The organism is Cytobacillus sp. FSL H8-0458, from assembly GCF_038002165.1.
Lineage (GTDB): Bacteria > Bacillota > Bacilli > Bacillales > Cytobacillaceae > Cytobacillus.
In genome coordinates this window covers 2393048-2413755 of record NZ_JBBOBR010000001.1, presented here as the reverse complement: position 1 = coordinate 2413755, position 20708 = coordinate 2393048, and the positions used below count along the sequence as shown (strand labels likewise).

Here is a 20708-nt window from a genome sequence, read left to right as displayed (position 1 = left end):
GAAAAGGTGAAATATTAATATGGAAGTTATTCATATACATCATCCCCATCGAATGGATAAAAGCGAAATGCCTGAATTGGCAATAGCACTTGGATATTTTGATGGTGTTCATCTGGGTCACCAGAAAGTCATCCGTGAAGCAAAATCAATAGCTGAACAAAAAGGATTAAAAAGTGCTGTCATGACATTTGATCCGCATCCCTCGGTTGTTTTGGGGAAAAGCGTTCAGCATGTGGAGTATATTACGTCCCTTGAGGATAAAATTGCTATCATAGCTGATCTCGGTATAGATTATTTGTTTGTTATCAATTTTACAAGGGAATTTGCTAATCTTCTGCCCCAGGAGTTTGTTGACCAATACCTGATTGGTCTTAATGCCAAGCATGTCGTGGCAGGCTTTGATTATTCCTACGGAAGAATGGGACGGGGCACAATGGAAACATTGCTGTTTCATTCAAGGGATCAATTTGATTACTCAGTCGTTGCAAAGCTGGCGAAAGAAGACGAAAAAATCAGCTCTACGCTAATAAGGAAATATATCCGTGAAGGGAATACGGCTGAGCTTCCCGGTCTTTTAGGAAGATATTATAAAACATCAGGAATCGTTATCCATGGTGATAAGAGAGGTCGTACAATCGGCTTTCCTACAGCGAATGTGGATGTTTCTGATGACTGCATTATTCCACCGCCTGGTGTGTATGCTGTAAGATTCTCAGTAGATGGCAGCTGGTATGAAGGTGTCTGCAATGTTGGCTACAAACCAACTTTTAATAAGGAAAAAGGGGACAGGCCATCTGTTGAAGTCCATATTTTTGATTTCTCTTCAAATATTTATGGCAGGAAAGTGACAGTTGAATGGCATAAACATCTTAGAAGCGAAAGGAAATTTGCTGGCGTTCAGGAGTTAATTGCGCAAATCGAAAAGGATAAACAGCAGACTGAGCAATATTTTGAGAAAAACAGGGTTTAGCCTTGCTTTTTGTCATAAAAAGTTGTATTCTAATTAACGTACCAAATGAACCTTTGCTTGGCAAGTCGAGTCACCGACGCTTGCTCAGTAACAGGGGATTGAAAATTTAGGAGGTGAACCGGATGGCAATCACTAAAGAACGTAAAAATGAGCTAATCAATGAGTTCAAAACTCATGAAAGCGACACTGGATCTCCAGAAGTTCAAATCGCTGTCCTTACTGAAGAAATCAACAATTTGAACGACCATTTACGTACTCACAAGAAAGACCACCATTCACGTCGCGGTCTTTTGAAAATGGTTGGTAAGCGCCGTAACCTATTAACTTACCTTCGCAACAAAGACGTTGCACGTTACCGTGAGTTAATCAATAAGCTTGGCTTACGTCGATAATCAACAGAAGCGGGATTTTTTCCCGCTTTTTTATTAGCTTTAAAAACTTGAATTTTGTTCCTGATCATGTACATACATAACTTATCCTATTTTAGCAAACGGGAAAATTGTGCATACTATAAGATGCCTAATTTTATTATGATTAACGAGCATTTCATGCTTTTATATAAAACTGGACTGCGGGTAATGCAAAGCTCATTAGGCTTTTGCTGTCTTCGCAGGAACGCCTGCGGAAATTGCAGGAAATCAACAATTAAACGGACCAGGCAGAATTGAAGCCTGTCCTTAAGTGAATGCAGAGAGGGGTACAATTATGGGACAAGATAAACATGTCTACAGCCTTGATTGGGCTGGGCGCAAATTGACTGTAGAGATTGGCCAGCTTGCTAAACAGGCTAATGGTGCAGTTTTAGTGCGCTATGGTGATACTGTAGTTTTAAGTACTGCTACAGCATCAAAAGAACCGAAAAATCTGGATTTCTTTCCGCTGACAGTTAACTATGAAGAACGTTTGTATGCTGTTGGTAAGATACCGGGCGGTTTTATTAAGAGAGAGGGCCGTCCAAGTGAAAAAGCGATTTTGGCCAGCCGTTTAATTGACAGGCCAATTCGTCCATTATTCGCTGACGGTTTCAGAAATGATGTACAGGTTGTAAGCATGGTGATGAGTGTGGATCAAAACTGCTCATCAGAAATGGCTGCAATGTTCGGTTCATCATTAGCCCTTTCTGTGTCGGATATTCCATTTGGCGGACCGATTGCGGGAGTCAGCGTAGGCCGCATCGATGGAGAGTTCATCATTAATCCATCTGTAGAACAGGCTGAAAAAAGCGATATCAGCCTTGTTGTAGCGGGTACAAAAGATGCTATTAACATGGTTGAAGCAGGTGCAGAGGAAGTGCCTGAGGAAACAATGCTTGAAGCAATTATGTTTGGTCATGAGGAAATTAAGCGCCTTATTGCCTTCCAGGAAGAAATTGCATCTGAAATCGGCAAAGAGAAAATGGAAATTGTTTTATACCAGGTTGACCAGGATTTAGAGGCTGAAGTACGCGGCATCTGTGAGAAGGATATGATTAAAGCCATCCAGGTACAGGAGAAACATGCCCGTGAAGCTGCCATTAAAGCAGTTAAAGAAGAAATCACAGCTAAATATGAAGGTGAAGAAGCAGGCGACGACAAGCTGAAGCAAATCAGGCAGATCCTTGATAAAATTGTTAAAGCTGAAGTACGCCGCTTAATTACAGAAGATAAAGTGCGCCCGGATGGACGAGGATTGGATGTCATCCGCCCACTGTCCTCAGAAGTAGACCTTCTGCCGCGCACACATGGTTCAGGTTTGTTTACACGCGGACAAACTCAGGCATTGAGCATTTGTACATTAGGAGCTCTTGGAGATGTACAGATTCTGGACGGGCTGGGAATTGAAGAAGAAAAAAGATTTATGCACCATTACAACTTCCCTAACTTCAGTGTAGGTGAAACCGGGCCAATCAGAGGGCCGGGCCGCCGTGAAATCGGGCATGGTGCTCTTGGAGAACGTGCTCTAGAGCCAATTATTCCATCTGAAAAGGATTTCCCGTATACAATTCGTCTTGTTTCTGAGGTGCTGGAATCAAATGGTTCAACATCACAGGCAAGTATTTGTGCAAGTACTTTGGCTATGATGGATGCAGGTGTGCCTATTAAAGCGCCAGTTGCCGGTATAGCAATGGGCCTAATTAAATCAGGCGAGCATTATTCAATCCTGACAGACATTCAGGGCATGGAAGATCACCTTGGCGACATGGACTTCAAAGTGGCGGGTACTTCCAAGGGTGTTACTGCTCTGCAAATGGATATTAAGATTGAAGGCTTGTCCCGTGAGATTCTGGAGGAAGCACTGCAGCAGGCGAAGAAAGGCCGCATGCAGATTCTTGATTCCATGCTGAGCACTATTGAACAGCCTAGAAAAGAGCTGTCTGAATATGCTCCTAAGATTCTGATGATGTCAATCAATCCAGATAAAATCCGTGATGTTATTGGACCGAGCGGAAAGCAGATCAATAAGATCATCGAAGAAACAGGCGTTAAGATCGATATTGAACAAGATGGAACAGTATTCATTTCATCTGTAAATGAAGAAATGAATCAAAAAGCGAAGAAGATTATTGAAGATATCGTACGTGAAGTGGAAGTTGGACAAATGTATCTTGGCAAGGTAAAACGGATTGAAAAATTCGGTGCATTTGTTGAAATCTTCTCAGGTAAAGATGGATTAGTTCACATTTCTGAACTTGCTGAAGAGCGTGTAGGAAAAGTGGAAGATGTTCTATCCATTGGTGACGAGCTTCTAGTAAAGGTTACTGAAATCGATAAGCAAGGCCGCGTAAATCTTTCCCGCAAAGCCGTATTGCGTGAACAGCGTGAGCAAAAGGAAAAAGCACAGCAATAATACTAACCTCTATTTAAAAGAGAAGCATTTTGCGGGCGAATTTTCCTAAAAGCCAGGGGAAACCCTGGCTTTTTACATATACGAATTTCCATGGGCTTTTGCCCTATATTGCATACCTTTGTTTTTCGGTTCCGTTCTACCTTGTCCCTTCAAATCATACTATGAATTGAAGGAGGCATGAAGAATGAGAAAGTTTATCCATATTATTATCATGTTTGTGATGGCACTTGTTTTTATCAATAATCCTTTTACTGATCAGTATGTATCAGGCCTTAAACAAGAAACAGATGCCGTAACTGTTTCCAAGCCTAAGGATTCACTATATGAAGAAATTACAGCGAAAAAAGAGGAATACAGCATTCCTGCACAGGACGCAAAAATAGACCCTGTATGGAAAGCCATTCCCGGTCTTAACGGCATTGAAGTAGATGTTGAGGCATCATATAAAAAAATGAAATCAGGCAAAAAGTTCAAAGATGATAAGCTTGTATTTAAACAAATTGAACCAAAGGTGAAGTTAAAGGACCTGCCGCCGTCACCTGTATATAAAGGCCATCCCGATAAACCGATGGTCAGCTTCATTATTAATGTGGCATGGGGAAATGAATATTTGTCCGGTATGCTTGCTACTTTAAAGGAACATAATGTGTCAGCAAGTTTTTTTCTTGAAGGAAGATGGGTAAAGAATAATCCGGAACTCGCAAGAATGATTATGGATGCAGGCCATGAAGTAGGCAACCATTCGTACACCCATCCTGATATGAAAGTGATCTCTTCTGCAAGGACAAGGGAAGAAATACAAAAAACAAATGATGTGATTGAAGCCACAATGGATGAAAAACTGAGTAAGCCTATTACATGGTTTGCACCTCCAAGCGGCAGCTATAGAGATGAAACAGTGAAGATTGCTGCCGAGAAAAACCTTGGCACCGTCATGTGGACTGTTGATACAGTGGATTGGAGGAAGCCCTCCCCGGATGTGCTGATAAACAGAGTGTTATCAAAGGTCCATAATGGAGCATTAATCCTGATGCATCCTACGGAATCCACCGAAAAATCACTTGATAGACTTATAACAGGGCTTAAGCAGAAGAACCTGGAGATAGGAACAGTATCCGAGATGTTAAGCGAGAAGAGAATCCAATATAGAGAAAATAATAATCAGGATTTTGGAAAAAATAACAATAATAATATAAACTAATGTAAGCGTATGTCTTTGGGTTTCAGAACAGGAGGAATTTATTTGATCAAGAAATATACATGCCAAAACGGGGTAAGAGTCGTACTAGAAAACATTCCAACCGTCCGTTCTGTAGCGATAGGAGTATGGATCGGAACAGGTTCAAGAAATGAGATTCCCGAGAATAACGGAATTTCTCATTTCCTTGAGCATATGTTCTTCAAAGGAACGAAAACGAGATCAGCCCGGGAAATTGCTGAGAGCTTTGATAGCATTGGCGGGCAGGTGAATGCCTTCACTTCAAAAGAATACACATGCTACTACGCAAAAGTACTGGATACCCATTCTGATTTTGCACTCGAAGTGCTCTCTGATATGTTTTTTAACTCTACATTTGTGGATGAGGAACTTAACAAAGAAAAGAATGTTGTATACGAAGAAATCAAAATGTATGAAGACACGCCTGATGATATCGTTCATGATCTTTTGAGCAAAGCAATCTACGAGAACCACTCACTTGGCTATCCGATTCTTGGCACTGAAGGAACGCTGGCCACTTTTAATGGTGAAACATTAAAACAGTATATGCATGAAACATACACGCCTGAAAATGTCGTAATTTCCATTGCCGGAAATATCGAGGAATCTTTCATCAAAGAAGTAGAAAAATACTTTGGATCCTACGAAGGCGGCAAGAGAGAACGCACAGAGCAGAAGCCGGAGTTTCATTCAAACCATCTTGCCCGTAAAAAGGATACAGAGCAGGCTCATCTTTGCTTAGGGTTCGAGGGTCTGCAGGTAGGGCATGAGGATATATACAATCTGATTGTTTTAAATAATATTTTGGGTGGAAGCATGAGCAGCCGCCTATTCCAGGATGTCAGGGAACAAAAAGGATTGGCTTATTCTGTTTTCTCATATCATTCTGCCTTCCAAGATAGCGGAATAGTGACGCTTTACGGCGGAACGGGAGCTAAGCAGCTGGATGTTCTTTTCGATACGATTCACGAAACCCTTGCCACTCTTAAAAAAGAAGGTATCACAGATAAAGAGCTGAATAACAGTAAAGAACAGCTCAAAGGAAGCTTAATGCTAAGCCTTGAAAGCACAAACAGCAGGATGAGCCGCAATGGCAAAAACGAACTGCTTCTGGGCCGACATCGGTCTATGGATGAAATTGTCGATGAAATCGATGCAGTTTCCATGCAGGGCGTTAATAATATGGCGAACTCCATTTTTACAGATCATTATTCTGTGGCTTTAATCAGCCCTGATGGAGAACTTCCAAAAAATCTTTAATATATTGGTCCGATAGCAAAATTGGAGAAACAGCCTGTATCCTGCAGGCTGTTTTCTTTTTTTAATAAGAAGGTATAAATTTTTTACTTCGATAACTGTCTAGCTCCAGCGCCTACCCCCTCTAGGTCACAAACCAAGCCTCCCAGAAATGCAAAGAACGCCTTTCCGAGAGGCTCATCTTGTGCTTGAGGCCCACAGGACAAGGAAAGCTTCGTCAGCATAAACATCGCACGACCGAAAAGCGACAGCTTTTGGGAGGATGGGGGATCATGCAGACGTTGCCACAGGACGTGGCGTTCCTGGTCCGAGTTCCTTCGTGGACAAGGCGCTTGCGCTTTTCTTTGTCCTGGACTTCTAAAACGCCAGGCTGAACGATAAAAATATAGAGAAAGAGAAAAGGAGGGCAGATGATGAGATTAAGTGAGCTGAGCGGAAAGGAAATTGTGGATGTGAAGCGTGCAGAACGGCTGGGAGTACTTGGGCAGACAGACCTTGAAATAAATGAAAAAAACGGGCAGATTCAGGCATTGCTCATCCCTTCATTAAAGTGGTTCGGCTTCAAGCGCCAGGGAGATGAAATCCGGGTTTCATGGCAGCATATCAGGAAGATAGGCAATGACATGATCATTATTGATATCCCGGAATCTGAAGATCAGCAGGATTAGTTTTGAACGAAGGGCCGATTAGGTCCTTTTTGTTTTTTACCGTTTGAAGCCAATCCCCTCAATCCTTTAAAATCCCTTTCACCTTTGACCCATTTTCTTTTAAGTGGAAAACTCACCTATTGCCCCGTTCATACATAAGATGTTGAAGTAGTTCATTACAACAATTCCCTTATGATTATTAATTGAATTGCCGGCCAAAATATAACGCCACATTTCGTTTAAAGATAAATCTGCTTGCAATTGCTGTCTTGTGCAGCTGCTTAGTATAGCGGCGTTGCCGGTGCGAGGATATTTTTTACCAGGAGTCATGCAGTTTTTGGCTTCAAAAATAAATGCTTTCTTAAAATGAAAGAAAAAAGAAGGTGAGTGTTGCATGCTGACAGGAACCCAAATAGCAGTCATCGGCGGTGATGCAAGGCAGCTCGAAATCATCCGTAAACTGACTGAGCTTGATGCAAAGCTCGCATTAATTGGTTTTGAGCAGCTCGATCATGCGTTCTCTGGTGCAGTAAAAGAAAAAATAGATGAAGTGGACTTTTCCAATATAGACGCGATTATCCTGCCTGTTCCCGGTACGGGTCTGGAGGGTCAGATTGAAACGATTTTCTCCAATGAAAAAGTGATTTTTGAAGAGGAAATTCTCGTCCAGACTCCAGCACACTGTACAGTCTATTCCGGCATAACCAATTCATATTTAACCGGAGTAACCAAATCGGCAGACCGCCGTCTTGTTCAATTATTTGAACGGGATGATGTAGCTATTTATAATTCTATCCCAACAGTTGAAGGAACCATCATGATGGCAATCCAGCATACAGATTTCACCATACATGGTTCTAATATTGCTGTAATCGGCCTTGGCAGAGTTGGAATGAGTGTAGCAAGAACCTTTCATGCACTGGGTGCAAAAGTAAAGGTGGGGGCTAGAAAAAGTGAGCATATCGCCAGGATAACGGAAATGGGCCTAACTCCATTTAACCTGAAAGAGATTGAGGATGCGGTAAAAGATGTTGATATTTGCATAAACACAGCTCCCCATCTAGTTGTAACAGCTTCCGTCATATCGAAGATGCCGACACATACGCTCATTATTGACCTGGCTTCAAAGCCTGGAGGAACCGATTTCCGCTACGCAGAAAAACGGGGAGTAAAAGCACTGCTCGCCCCTGGCCTGCCTGGAATCGTTGCTCCAAAAACAGCAGGACAGATACTGGCGAATGTTCTTTCTCAATTGATTAAGGAAGATTTGCAAAAGAGAAAGGGGAATACAATATGAGTTTGAAGGGAAAAAGAATCGGATTCGGATTAACTGGCTCGCATTGCACATATGATGCAGTGTTCCCGGAAATAGAAAGACTTGTTCTTGCAGGGGCTGAAGTCCTTCCCGTCGTCACCTTTACGGTAAAGAGCACTGAGACCAGATTCGGAAAAGGGGAAGACTGGATTCAGAGAATAGAAGATCTTACTGGACATAAAGTGATTGATTCAATTGTGAAAGCTGAGCCGCTGGGCCCTAAAATTCCTCTTGATTGCATGGTGATTGCCCCGCTTACCGGAAATACGATGAGCAAATTCGCCAATGCCATGACCGATTCGCCTGTGCTGATGGCAGCAAAGGCAACTTTAAGAAACGGGAAGCCAGTCGTGCTGGGAATATCTACAAATGATGCATTAGGTTTAAACGGAGTAAACTTAATGAGACTAATGGCTACGAAAAATATATATTTTATTCCATATGGCCAGGATGATCCAGTGAAGAAGCCGAATTCAATGGTGGCAAGGATGACAGCATTATCTGATACAGTGCTTCATGCAATGGAAGGCAAACAGCTTCAGCCGGTATTAGTGGAAAGATATAAAGACGACAATTAGCCCCCCTATTTTTTCTAGCAAAAATTTTAGTCCTTTAGTGAACGAATATGTTAGAATAAAAATTACTAAGATAACCAACCTTCAAGCTGTGTTTAAAATAATATTAACCTCTTGGAGTATTGACAATATGCTGATAATATAAATGGAAGCCTGCCATCTTTATACTCAGGCAGGAAAACGGCTGCCAATTTACTTTGGCTGCCGTTCTATTGAATTTTAGGCTATTGTTTTTCACTAAAAACTAACTTTGCTAGAAAAATATAATGGTACTGGAAGGGGAAAAGAAATTTGGAACAGAAAAAAGGATTTCATGTCGCGGTAGTTGGAGCAACTGGTGCAGTTGGCCAGCAAATGATTCAAACACTTGAAAATAGAGATTTTCCGATCTCTCAATTAACCCTGTTATCATCAGCCCGTTCTGCCGGATCAAAGGTAGCATTCAAGGGCCAGGAGTATACGGTTCAGGAAGCAAAGCCAGAGAGCTTTAAAGGCGTGGATATCGCACTATTCAGCGCGGGAGGAAGCGTTTCACAGGAACTGGCCCCTCATGCGGTCGAACATGGTGCCATTGTGGTAGACAACACAAGTGCTTTCCGTATGGATCCCAATGTGCCTCTTGTCGTACCTGAAGTGAATGAGGAAGACCTTCATAAGCATAATGGCATTATCGCCAATCCAAACTGTTCAACGATCCAAATGGTTGTTGCACTAAAGCCGGTAAAAGAGAAATTCGGCTTGAAAAAAGTAATTGTTTCTACTTACCAGGCTGTTTCAGGTTCTGGAGCAGCTGCAGTTCAAGAGCTGAATGAACAAACAAAAGCCATTTTAAATAACGAAGAGTATGAGCCGTCAATTCTTCCTGTGAAGAGCGATAAAAAACATTATCAAATTGCATTCAATGCGATTCCGCAAATTGATAAATTTCAGGATAATGGCTACACATATGAGGAAATGAAAATGATCAATGAAACAAAGAAAATCATGCATATGCCAGAGCTGCAAGTGGCTGCTACATGCGTGCGTCTCCCAGTGGCAACCGGACACTCAGAGTCCCTTTATTTTGAAGTGGAATCAGACAGCGTTACGGCAAATGAAGTAAAGAGCCTTCTTGAAAATGCACCTGGAGTTGTCCTGCAGGATGATCCGGATAATCAAATTTATCCGATGCCTGCTGATTGTGTCGGGAAAAACGATGTATTTGTCGGCCGTATCCGCAAAGATTTGGATGAGGATAAAGGCTTCCATATGTGGGTGGTTTCTGATAATCTTCTTAAAGGGGCAGCATGGAATTCTGTGCAGATCGCCGAAAGTTTAATTAATCTTGGAATAGTAAAATAGTTAACGTATTCTCTTCATGCTGAGAGGTTAGAGGTGTTTTAATGAATATCATCGTTCAAAAATATGGAGGTACATCAGTCCGCGACGAGAGTAGCCGCGAGCATGCAATTAAGCATATAAAAAAGGCTATGGCAGATGGATACAAGGTTGTTGTCGTTGTTTCGGCAATGGGCCGAAAAGGAGATTCATATGCAACTGACACACTGCTTTCACTGGTAGAAGGCAATAATGCCAAAATCAGCAAACGAGAAACGGATCTGCTTTTATCCTGCGGTGAAGTCATCTCAAGTGTTGTATTTTCAAACATGCTAAATGAACATGGAATCACTGCAGCAGCTCTGACTGGGGCACAGGCAGGATTTAGAACGAATAATGATCATACTAACGCAAAAATTATTGATATGAAATGCGACAGGCTTTTGAAAGAGCTTGAAAATCATGATGTTGTCGTAGTCGCAGGATTTCAGGGGTCTTCTAAAACAGGTGATGTCACAACGATCGGCAGGGGCGGCAGTGATACCTCTGCAGCGGCTCTTGGAGCAGCCCTTAATGCGGAGTGGATAGATATCTTTACTGATGTGGAAGGCATCATGACCGCTGATCCGCGCATTGCTGAAAATGCACGCCCATTATCAGTGGTCACTTACACAGAGGTCTGCAATATGGCTTATCAGGGTGCCAAGGTCATTCATCCCCGGGCAGTCGAAATTGCCATGCAGGCTAAAATTCCGATCAGAATCCGCTCAACATACTCCGACAGTCTCGGAACACTTGTCACAACATTGAATAAGAACAGACGCGGAACAGATATTAAAGAGCGTTCGGTAACTGGAATAGCCCATGTTTCCAATGTGACGCAAATAAAGGTCCTTGCTAAGAAAGACCAGTATGATCTTCAGTCCGAGGTCTTTAAAGCCATGGCAAACCAGGGGATCAGTGTTGACTTTATCAATATATATCCGAATGGCGTCAACTACACGGTTACGGAAGAAATGACCGATAAAGCGATTAGTATTCTAAAGGGCCTTGGACATGATCCCCTGGTTGAAAGAGAGTGTGCAAAAGTTTCGGTTGTCGGTGCTGGAATGCAGGGTGTACCCGGTGTGGCCTCGCGAATCGTTACGGCATTGTCCGAGCAGGGAATCCGCATCCTGCAATCAGCAGACAGCCATACAACAATTTGGGTTCTGGTGAAGCAGGCAGATTTGATAAAGTCTGTTAATGCATTGCACGATGCTTTCCGCCTGGAAGAAGATTTAGCGGAATATGAGAGAACAGACATTTAATTTTAGAAAATAACATGTTTAAAAAAGAGAAGAAAGCCATTCAGCGGTTAACGACGGATTTGTATCCTATTCGGCAGATCCGCCCGTTTCTTCCCGATCTTTTAAACATCTGCAAGGAGTGTAAACATGGTTCTATTTGGCCGAGTATCAACAGCTATGGTAACACCATTCGATAGCAAGGGACATATTGATTTCCCTAAGACGACACAGCTTATCAATCATCTTATAGAAAATGGTACAGATTCATTGGTCGTTGCCGGGACAACAGGCGAGTCGCCAACACTTACTAAAGAGGAAAAGCTGGCATTATTCAAACATGCAGTGAAAGCAGCTGACAAACGTGTGCCTGTCATTGCCGGCACCGGAAGCAATAATACGTATGAATCCATTGAATTAACGAAAAAAGCAGAGCAAATTGGTGTAGATGCGATCATGATCGTAGCACCATATTACAATAAGCCAAACCAGGAAGGGCTTTACCAGCATTTCAAGGCAATTGCGGAAAGCACAAGCCTCCCGGTAATGGTTTATAATATTCCCGGACGCTCTTCCGTGAATATTCTGCCTGAAACAATCATCCGCCTTTCGGAAATCTCTAACATTGCTGCAGTGAAAGAAGCAAGCGGAGATCTGAATGCAATGGCCAAAATTATTGCTAATACGGATGATGACTTCATGCTATACAGCGGCGATGACGGACTTACTCTTCCATGCATGGCAATAGGCGGGACTGGAATTGTTTCTGTTGCTTCCCATGTGATCGGCAATGAAATGCAGGAAATGATCACAGCTTACCTGAATGGTGAAATTGAAAAATCTGCAAAAATCCATCAAAAAATACTTCCGATCATGGAAGGGCTTTTTGCTGCCCCAAGCCCAGTGCCTGTAAAAACAGCGCTGCAGCTTAAAGGGCTGGATGTCGGATCCGTCCGTCTTCCAATGGTTCCGTTAACAGAACAGGAACGCAGTGCAGTTGCTGCCCTATTTAGATAATTGCAAAGCTTGCCAACCAGTGTTTTTGCTGGTTGGTTTTTATTATTTATAGGGGGAACTTATGATCCCATAATCATTAGCATTGAATGAACATGGTCGTCATGGAAGCGTCATGACGACAAAAGGCTAATCTTTAGGTGAAAATGGTCGCCATGAAGCTGTCATAAGACCCAAAAGGCTAATCCTTAGGTGAAAATGGTCGCCATGAAGCTGTCATAAGACCCAAAAGGCTAATCCTTAGGTGAAAATGGTCGCCACAGAGCTGTCATAAGGCCCCAAACGTTAAGCCTTAGGTGAAAATGGTCGCCATAGAGCCGTCATGACGTCCTATAACCTGAGACCATTATTTTAAAAAGCCTCAGGAATGCTTGAATAAAGCCCATGTATAAATTTGGTTGTAATGGTTTTACGACTTCAAGTATAATATGGATAACTGATCTTGATCGGCTGAACATGCATGGGAGGATAATACATTGAAAAAGAGACAGAATGAAAGCATCAAGCTGGCAGCACTCGGAGGAGTCGGAGAACTTGGTAAGAATATGTATTTGGCAGAGGTAGACGAGGATATATTTGTCATCGATGCCGGATTAATGTTCCCTGAAAATGAAATGCTCGGAATTGACATCGTCATACCGGATGTTACATATTTAGTTCAAAATAAGGAAAGAGTAAAGGGGATTTTTCTGACACATGGACACGAGGATCACATTGGGGGACTGTCTTATGTGCTTGCAAAGGTCAATGTACCTGTTTACGGAACAAAGCTGACTCTGGCACTGGCCAAAGCAAAAATGAAGGAACAGGAATACAAAGGCAAAGCACAGTTTGTTGAAATTAATTCAGATACCAAGGTTGAATTTGATTCGGCAGATGTAACTTTTTTTAGAACGAGCCATAGCATACCGGACAGTGTGGGTGTGGCTATACATACATCAGAGGGTGCAATTGTGTATACCGGCGACTTTAAATTCGATCAGGCAGCGACTGACTTATACAAACCTGAAATCGGCAAAATGGCGCGCTTAGGGGAAGAGGGAGTTCTTTGCCTTCTATCTGACAGTACAGAGGCTGAAAAGCCAGGCTACACCAGCTCAGAATCGAAAGTGGCCAGAGAGATGACAGCTGCATTCTATGCTGCTAAGGGGAGAGTCATAGCGGCTTCATTTGCATCTGACTTAATTCGAATACAGCATATTTTTGATGCAGCGATCGAAACAGGCAGGAAAGTGGCTGTGGTCGGCAAAAGTCTGCAGAGAATCTATGATATTGCTATGCAGCTCGGATATTTACAGGTAGGAGAAGATGTGATTATTCCTGTCACTGAGATCGGCAAATATGGTGATGACCAAATCGTTGTTCTTACCACGGGTACACAGGGAGAGCCGATAGAAGCCCTTCAAAAAATGGCGAAGCAGTCCCACAGACAGGTCAATATTAAACAGGGTGATACCGTTCTGCTTGCTGCATCACCATTAAGAGGAACAGAGGTATTTATTTTCAAAACGATTGATATGCTGTTTAGAGCGGGTGCTGAGGTAATCCCAGGAAAGGGAACCTTTAATACCTCGAGCCATGGCAGCCAGGAAGAACTTAAATTTATGATTAATCTGATGAGTCCCAAATTCTTCATCCCGGTTCATGGGGAGTATCGAATGCTGAAAGCTCATGCTAAAGTTGCTTTGGAGTGCGGATTATCAAGCGGACAAATTTTTATCCCGGATAAAGGCGATGTAGCAGAAATCAAGGATGGCGCAATCGTTCCCGGAGGAAAAATCCCATCTGGTAATGTGCTGATTGACGGAATTGGTGTCGGCGATGTCGGGAATATTGTCTTAAGAGACCGGAAGCTGCTATCTCAGGATGGCGTTTTATTAGTGGTGGTTACTCTTAATAAAAAGGAAAAGAAGATCTCCGCTGGTCCTGAAATCATTACAAGAGGATTTGTATATGTCAGGGAATCAGAAAAGCTTCTCGAGGAAGCTGTAAAAATAGTTAGGGAAGCGGTAGAACAGAACCTTGCCAGAGAAGCATTTGACTGGTCAGGTATTAAACAGGATATGCGTGACAGCCTGAATCAGTATCTTTATGAAAAAACAAAACGCAGACCAATGATCCTTCCGATTCTTATGGAGGGATAACAGTTAGAACACAGCCCGCATCGATTGCCGGGCTGTGTTTTTTGATCTTGCCCCTCAGGCAATAATGCGCATGAAAAATGATCACGCGTTCATACTAACAATATATTGCTTGAAGGGAGAAATAAGGATGGAAAACGATTTGAAAAATACCCGCAATGAGGGAGGAGAAGGGCAAGAACAGCCGAAAGAGGATAAACCATCTGCCCTTATGGAGAAAATTCAGCAGCTTGGACAAACAAATGTACCCCAGCTGTCTCAGGATTCCAAAATTCACTGTTTGACCATTGTTGGACAGGTGGAAGGGCATCTTCAGCTTCCGCCGCAAAATAAAACAACAAAATATGAGCATTTAATCCCTCAGATCGTCGCGATTGAGCAAAACCCGAAAATAGAAGGTCTTTTGGTTATCTTGAATACTGTAGGCGGCGATGTGGAAGCTGGGCTGGCAATATCAGAAATGCTTGCCTCATTGTCTAAGCCAACAGTCTCTATCGTCCTTGGAGGCGGCCATTCCATTGGTGTTCCTATTGCGGTATCATGCGATTATTCTTTTATTGCAGAGACAGCTACGATGACCATCCATCCTATCAGATTGACCGGCCTGGTAATCGGTGTGCCGCAAACGTTTGAGTATATGGATAAAATGCAGGATCGGGTAATTAATTTTGTAACGAAGCATTCCAATATATCCGAACAGAAATTTAAAGACCTTATGTTTGATAAAGGCAACCTGACCAGGGATATTGGGACCAATGTGGTCGGCAGGGATGCTGTTGAATATGGACTGATTGATGAAGTAGGCGGGGTCGGGCCTGCGCTCGCAAAGCTGAACGAGCTGATTGATATGAATAAACCAAAAGAAGAAGTGATGGTTCAATGATCCTTTATACAATGATGCCGCAAGAACTCATTTACCAAAATGAGCAGGACGATTTCGGTAAGCAGAAAATTGTCTCATATGAAGGAATCCCACTCCTGGTTGAAATGAATGCAGGACAGGAATGCCGCATTTTAAGAATCATGAGCAGCGATCCTACTCATTATATGAATGAAAGATACACTCCCGGGTCCATGATCACTTTAACGCAGTTAAGCTGATAAATCCTTTCAAAAAACACCTTAACTAGGAATCGTTATGATATAATTAAAGTAACTTTAGAAGCAGCCAAAAAATGGCTGCTTCTTCTTTCGATAACAGACGTGATGTATTACATAATGGAATTTTGATGATGCTGTTAATAAGAACAATGATAAGGTGATAATATGGCCAAAAGAAAGAAAAGAAAGTCTAAAAAGAACGAAACATTGAAACGGACGATGAAATTTGAATTAATTGCCCTGATTCTGCTGGCACTTGCGGTAATATCAATTGCAAGGCTCGGAGCGGTCGGGAATGCAACGGTGCTTTTTTTCCGTTTCTTTATGGGAGAATGGTACATGCTCAGCCTGATTGGACTCGTTATCTTTTCAGGTTATCTGATGTGGAAGAGGGCACTTCCCTACCTGTTCCACACTAAATTAATCGGTATTTATCTCATCATCAGCTCCCTGCTGCTGTTGAGTCATGTAACATTATTTCAGCTTCTCTCAAATGGAGGGAAGTTTGATGATCCGAGTGTAATAGCCAATACATGGGAACTATTCCGGATGGAAGTCCGGGGAGAAACAAGCACAACCGATTTAGGCGGCGGAATGCTTGGGGCTATTTTTTTCGCCCTCTTTTATTATCTTTTTGATGAAGCAGGTTCAAAAATTGTAGCCTTTTTATTAATTATTATCGGTTTTGTACTAATAACAGGAAAAACATTCGGAGATGCTGCAGGGAAAATGATGGCCGCAATTCTGAATTTCTGCAAGAAACAATGGGCTGCTTTTATAGATGACATGAAAGAATGGAAACAAAAAGGCAGAGAAAGACGGGAGGAAAGACACTCAAGAAGAGAAGAAGAACAGCACGCTCTTCAGCAGGAAGAAGAACCTGAAACGGTAATAACGATTAATAATTCTTCTGAACAGGTATCTGAACCAACTCCCGAACCAATTATATCAAGCTTTGCCGAAAGAGCTTATCAGGATGATCCCGGGGAAGCAGCTTCTGATCTGCCTCATGAAATGGCAGTCGCAGAGCCGGAGGATGAGAATGCGCCGCCAATCACGTTTACAGAAGTGGAAAACAAAGACTACGAGCTGCCTCCTATCAGACTTTTAAAACTGCCAAGACAAACTGACCAAAGTGGTGAATATGAGCTTATCCACGCGAATGCTGCTAAGCTCGAAAGAACATTTCAGAGTTTTGGAGTAAAAGCAAGGGTGACACAGGTTCATTTAGGACCGGCAGTTACTAAATATGAGGTGCATCCTGATGTTGGTGTAAAGGTAAGCAAAATCGTTAGTCTTAATGATGATTTGGCACTGGCATTGGCAGCTAAGGATATCCGGATCGAAGCACCTATCCCGGGTAAATCAGCTATTGGTATAGAAGTCCCTAACTCTGAAGTGGCGATGGTTTCTCTAAGAGAAGTAATTGAATCCAAACAAAATGACAAGCCGGACTCCAAGCTTATGATCGGGCTCGGCCGTGATATCACCGGAGAAGCTGTCCTCGCAGAACTCAACAAAATGCCCCATCTTCTTGTTGCCGGCGCGACAGGAAGCGGGAAGAGTGTTTGTATTAACGGAATCATTACCAGCATTTTGATGAGGGCAAAACCACATGAAGTAAAATTAATGATGATTGACCCTAAGATGGTGGAATTGAATGTTTACAATGGGGTTCCTCATTTACTGGCACCGGTAGTGACAAACCCGAAGAAAGCAGCTCAGGCTCTGCAGAAAGTTGTCAATGAGATGGAAAGGCGCTATGAACTTTTCTCCCATACTGGCACAAGAAATATCGAAGGCTATAATGAGTATGTAAAAAGACATAATGCCGAGGAGGAAGCACAGCAGCCCCTTCTGCCGTATATTGTTGTTATAGTGGACGAGCTTGCAGACTTAATGATGGTGGCATCCTCCGATGTCGAAGACGCAATCACGCGCCTTGCACAAATGGCACGGGCGGCAGGCATCCATTTGATCATCGCAACCCAGCGTCCGTCAGTGGATGTTATCACAGGTGTAATTAAAGCGAATATACCTTCCAGAATTGCGTTTGCTGTTTCTTCGATGACAGATTCAAGAACCATCCTGGATATGGGCGGAGCGGAAAAACTTCTGGGAAGAGGAGATATGCTTTTCCTTCCTGTAGGTGCTTCTAAACCAGTCCGTGTACAGGGAGCCTTTCTGTCAGACGAAGAAGTAGAAGAGATAGTGGACTTCGTCATCGGCCAGCAGAAGGCACAATATCAGGAAGAGATGATTCCAGAGGATATCCCGGAAGCAGCAGGAGAAGTGGATGATGATCTTTATGAAGAAGCGGTTGAATTGATATTGGAAATGCAGACTGCTTCTGTATCCATGCTTCAGAGGAGATTCAGGATCGGCTATACGAGAGCAGCAAGGCTGATTGATGAAATGGAAGCAAGGGGCATTGTCGGACCGTATGAAGGCAGCAAGCCAAGAGCTGTGCTGCAAGGCAAGCCTTCCGAAGAAGCAAGCTCTTAAAAATAATAAGCATGACATATTCAAAAATGGCCAGTCTTCGGACGGCCATTTTTTTTAATGTATTAGGAAGATATATGCTTAAAAATGAAGGCAATAAAAAAAATAAAGTTCAATATGCCATACTACTAAAAGCGCTTACATAAAATGAAAGAGGTATGGTACTTTCCGCTTATCACAAAATAGGTTTTTTGTCTGGCGCATTTTTAGCAGATACCTTAAATGTAATCGTTTTCAAAGTAGTATTATACCAGAAAAAAAGAATTGGTACAGAGGGATTCACAAACATTTTGTTCTTTTCACCTTTTTTCGACAAATTGATAAATTTCTATTTCTTTATTGGGTAAAAAGTGTTATAGTATTTTCGATTAGTAGGAATGATTGAACATCAGAGGTCTGATGTCTTGAGAACTGAAGTTGGAGGAACCCTGCATGTCTATTAAGTCAGATAACCGGCATTTATATTTGCAAGTCATCGATCGATTAAAACAAGACATTGAAGATGGAGTTTATAAAGAAAAAGAAAAGCTTCCGTCCGAATTTGATCTTGCCAAACAACTTGGTGTCAGCAGAGCCACACTGCGGGAGGCGCTGCGCATTCTTGAAGAAGAAAACGTCATCATCCGCCGTCACGGTGTAGGCACCTTTGTCAATGCAAAGCCGCTATTTACATCCGGCATCGAACAGCTTAATAGTGTCACAAACATGATTTTGCAGGCAGGGATGAAGCCGGGAACCGTTTTCTTAAGTTCTGTAACTTTGGGGCCGACTGAAGATGATATCCGCAGATTCTCATGTGCTTCAGACCAGGAAATTGCCGTGATTGAGCGGGTTAGAACAGCCAATGGTGAACCGGTCGTTTATTGTGTGGATAAAGTTCCTGAGAATATTCTTCCGGACACATTTTCCCACGAACAGGAGTCGATCCTCAAAATGCTTGAAGAGGAGGCAAACCGGAAAATCACTTATGCTGTTGCTCAAATCGAGCCTATTGGCTATCACGAGAAAATTTCCCCTATTCTGGAATGTGACCCGGAAACTGCACTGCTTGTATTAAAGCAGATGCATTTCGATGAAGCGGATACTCCGATTCTTTATTCGGTCAATTATTTCAGAGCTGATAAGTTCAGTTTCCATGTTCTCAGAAAGAGAATTTAGCTTTTTGGGATGCAAGAAAACACAATCATTCATTCCGCTAATGCAAAAACAATTTCTTAGGGGGTACCAACCTTGAAAAAGCGTAAATTTGGATTGGCGCTATCTTTAGTTCTTGCTGCTGGAACGATTCTGGGTGCTTGCGGCAAAAGTGAAGAAAAAGGCGGAGAAACAGCTGGCGGAGACGATAAAGAAAAAGCATTCTCTGTAGCGATGGTAACAGATGTCGGCGGTGTAGATGATAAATCATTTAACCAATCTGCTTGGGAAGGTTTAAAAGCATTTGGTGACGAAAATGGACTTGAAAAAGGAAAAGGCGGATTTGACTATCTTCAATCACAGTCAGATGCTGACTATTCTACAAACCTGAATACATTAGCACGTCAGGACTTTGATCTTGTTTTTGGAATCGGTTTCTTAATGGAAGGTGCAATCAATGAGATTGCTCAGCAGCAAAAAGATTCTCATTTCGGTATCGTTGACGCGGTCGTAGATCAGCCGAACGTAGCAAGCATCATGTTTAAAGAGCAGGAAGCTGCATTCCTTGCAGGTGTTGCTGCAGCAAATGCAACTAAAGAAAACAAAATTGGTTTCATCGGCGGTATGGAAATTCCGGTTATCGAGCGTTTTGAATCTGGATTCCTTGCTGGTGTTCAAGCGGTAAACCCTGATATTAAAGTAGAAGTTCAATATGCTGGTGCATTCGATAAAGCTGAATTGGGTCAGACAATTGCTTCTAAAATGTACTCTTCTGGCGTAGATGTAATCTTCCATGCTGCCGGCGGAACTGGAAACGGTCTTTTCAAGGAAGCTCGTGACCTGAAAAAGAAAGACCCGGCAAGAGAACTTTGGGCAATTGGTGTTGACTCAGATCAGACAGCTGAAGGTGTAGTAGAAATCGATGGCAAAGAGCACAATGTTATCCTTACATCTGCTCTTAAGCGTGTAGACAATGCTGTTAAGGACCTTTCTACAAAAGCTAAAGACGGCGGCTTCCCTGGCGGAGAAACAACTACTTACGGATTGGCTGAAGATGGTGTAGGCCTTGCTCCTATCAACCCGGAAGTATCTGCAAAAGCAGAAATCGAAGGTGCAGTTAAAGAATGGCAGGAAAAGATCAAGAATGGCGACCTGACTGTTCCATCTTCAAAAGATGAACTGGCTTCTTTCTCAGCTGAATAATTAATTTTAGGGAATAAGCAGGTTGCACTGCTGCCTCTTATTCCTGTTTTAAGATATTAAAAGTTTAAATGAAGGACAGAATAAATTCTGTATTTCACTTAGATTTTTAATGCACTAATGATTTTCATATTATTTAGGAGCTTGGCTTTTATGGCCAGGTTTTTCTAAGAAATTTCAAGGTCTGACCTCTTACTACTAATG

17 protein-coding genes are annotated in these 20708 nt (G+C 42.4%); all 17 read left to right on the top strand.

What is annotated here, in order from left to right; translation table 11 throughout:
* Window positions 1-19: 19 nt before the first annotated feature.
* A complete protein-coding gene (ribF, locus tag NYE23_RS11705; protein WP_341078013.1) occupies window positions 20-970 on the top strand; it encodes a bifunctional riboflavin kinase/FAD synthetase in 951 nt (316 codons plus the stop codon).
* 122 nt (window positions 971-1092) lie between these two features.
* The gene (gene rpsO, locus NYE23_RS11700; protein WP_009330698.1) at window positions 1093-1362 is read left to right on the top strand and encodes a 30S ribosomal protein S15; all 270 of its coding nucleotides are present in this window, start codon (window positions 1093-1095) and stop codon (window positions 1360-1362) included.
* A 313-nt stretch (window positions 1363-1675) separates the two neighbouring features.
* Window positions 1676-3796, top strand: coding sequence for a polyribonucleotide nucleotidyltransferase (gene pnp, locus NYE23_RS11695; RefSeq protein ID WP_341078012.1), 2121 nt, complete (start codon window positions 1676-1678; stop codon window positions 3794-3796).
* A gap of 184 nt (window positions 3797-3980) precedes the next feature.
* Window positions 3981-4997, top strand: a complete 1017-nt coding sequence (locus NYE23_RS11690) for a polysaccharide deacetylase family protein (RefSeq protein ID WP_341078010.1) — start codon at window positions 3981-3983, stop codon at window positions 4995-4997.
* Between the two features lie 42 nt (window positions 4998-5039).
* Window positions 5040-6275 (top strand): M16 family metallopeptidase, encoded by a 1236-nt coding sequence (locus NYE23_RS11685; protein ID WP_341078008.1) that lies wholly within the window; start codon window positions 5040-5042, stop codon window positions 6273-6275.
* Between the two features lie 410 nt (window positions 6276-6685).
* On the top strand, window positions 6686-6940 hold the full coding sequence (locus NYE23_RS11680) for a YlmC/YmxH family sporulation protein (RefSeq protein WP_341080701.1): 255 nt from the start codon (window positions 6686-6688) through the stop codon (window positions 6938-6940).
* 373 nt (window positions 6941-7313) lie between these two features.
* Window positions 7314-8216, top strand: coding sequence for a dipicolinic acid synthetase subunit A (gene dpaA / locus NYE23_RS11675; RefSeq protein ID WP_341078007.1), 903 nt, complete (start codon window positions 7314-7316; stop codon window positions 8214-8216).
* Window positions 8213-8812, top strand: coding sequence for a dipicolinate synthase subunit B (dpaB, locus tag NYE23_RS11670; protein WP_341078006.1), 600 nt, complete (start codon window positions 8213-8215; stop codon window positions 8810-8812). The genes dpaA and dpaB overlap by 4 nt, the downstream gene beginning before the upstream one ends.
* A gap of 288 nt (window positions 8813-9100) precedes the next feature.
* Window positions 9101-10150: an aspartate-semialdehyde dehydrogenase gene (asd, locus tag NYE23_RS11665; protein ID WP_341078004.1), complete on the top strand. Its 1050-nt coding sequence runs from the start codon at window positions 9101-9103 to the stop codon at window positions 10148-10150.
* A 41-nt stretch (window positions 10151-10191) separates the two neighbouring features.
* On the top strand, window positions 10192-11436 hold the full coding sequence (gene dapG, locus NYE23_RS11660) for an aspartate kinase (RefSeq protein ID WP_341078003.1): 1245 nt from the start codon (window positions 10192-10194) through the stop codon (window positions 11434-11436).
* A gap of 126 nt (window positions 11437-11562) precedes the next feature.
* A complete protein-coding gene (gene dapA / locus NYE23_RS11655; RefSeq protein ID WP_341078001.1) occupies window positions 11563-12429 on the top strand; it encodes a 4-hydroxy-tetrahydrodipicolinate synthase in 867 nt (288 codons plus the stop codon).
* Between the two features lie 473 nt (window positions 12430-12902).
* Window positions 12903-14570: a ribonuclease J gene (locus NYE23_RS11650; RefSeq protein ID WP_341077999.1), complete on the top strand. Its 1668-nt coding sequence runs from the start codon at window positions 12903-12905 to the stop codon at window positions 14568-14570.
* 127 nt (window positions 14571-14697) lie between these two features.
* Window positions 14698-15450, top strand: a complete 753-nt coding sequence (locus NYE23_RS11645; protein WP_076255864.1) for a ClpP family protease — start codon at window positions 14698-14700, stop codon at window positions 15448-15450.
* Window positions 15447-15668 carry a YlzJ-like family protein gene (locus tag NYE23_RS11640; protein ID WP_341077995.1) on the top strand — a complete coding sequence of 74 codons (222 nt, stop codon included), beginning with the start codon at window positions 15447-15449 and terminating at the stop codon, window positions 15666-15668. The genes NYE23_RS11645 and NYE23_RS11640 overlap by 4 nt, the downstream gene beginning before the upstream one ends.
* A 165-nt stretch (window positions 15669-15833) precedes the next feature.
* Window positions 15834-18173 carry a DNA translocase FtsK gene (locus NYE23_RS11635; protein WP_341077994.1) on the top strand — a complete coding sequence of 780 codons (2340 nt, stop codon included), beginning with the start codon at window positions 15834-15836 and terminating at the stop codon, window positions 18171-18173.
* Between the two features lie 429 nt (window positions 18174-18602).
* Entirely contained in the window at window positions 18603-19328 is a 726-nt protein-coding gene (locus NYE23_RS11630) for a GntR family transcriptional regulator (protein WP_341077992.1), read from the top strand.
* A 72-nt stretch (window positions 19329-19400) separates the two neighbouring features.
* Window positions 19401-20507: a BMP family lipoprotein gene (locus NYE23_RS11625; RefSeq protein ID WP_341077990.1), complete on the top strand. Its 1107-nt coding sequence runs from the start codon at window positions 19401-19403 to the stop codon at window positions 20505-20507.
* Window positions 20508-20708: the final 201 nt, after the last annotated feature.

Coding starts and splice junctions, on each gene's coding strand:
- ribF (WP_341078013.1), top strand. CDS start 20: ATGGAAGTTATTCATATACATCATCCCCATCGAATGGATAAAAGCGAA.
- rpsO (WP_009330698.1), top strand. CDS start 1,093: ATGGCAATCACTAAAGAACGTAAAAATGAGCTAATCAATGAGTTCAAA.
- pnp (WP_341078012.1), top strand. CDS start 1,676: ATGGGACAAGATAAACATGTCTACAGCCTTGATTGGGCTGGGCGCAAA.
- NYE23_RS11690 (WP_341078010.1), top strand. CDS start 3,981: ATGAGAAAGTTTATCCATATTATTATCATGTTTGTGATGGCACTTGTT.
- NYE23_RS11680 (WP_341080701.1), top strand. CDS start 6,686: ATGAGATTAAGTGAGCTGAGCGGAAAGGAAATTGTGGATGTGAAGCGT.
- dpaA (WP_341078007.1), top strand. CDS start 7,314: ATGCTGACAGGAACCCAAATAGCAGTCATCGGCGGTGATGCAAGGCAG.
- dpaB (WP_341078006.1), top strand. CDS start 8,213: ATGAGTTTGAAGGGAAAAAGAATCGGATTCGGATTAACTGGCTCGCAT.
- dapG (WP_341078003.1), top strand. CDS start 10,192: ATGAATATCATCGTTCAAAAATATGGAGGTACATCAGTCCGCGACGAG.
- dapA (WP_341078001.1), top strand. CDS start 11,563: ATGGTTCTATTTGGCCGAGTATCAACAGCTATGGTAACACCATTCGAT.
- NYE23_RS11645 (WP_076255864.1), top strand. CDS start 14,698: ATGGAAAACGATTTGAAAAATACCCGCAATGAGGGAGGAGAAGGGCAA.
- NYE23_RS11640 (WP_341077995.1), top strand. CDS start 15,447: ATGATCCTTTATACAATGATGCCGCAAGAACTCATTTACCAAAATGAG.
- NYE23_RS11635 (WP_341077994.1), top strand. CDS start 15,834: ATGGCCAAAAGAAAGAAAAGAAAGTCTAAAAAGAACGAAACATTGAAA.
- NYE23_RS11630 (WP_341077992.1), top strand. CDS start 18,603: ATGTCTATTAAGTCAGATAACCGGCATTTATATTTGCAAGTCATCGAT.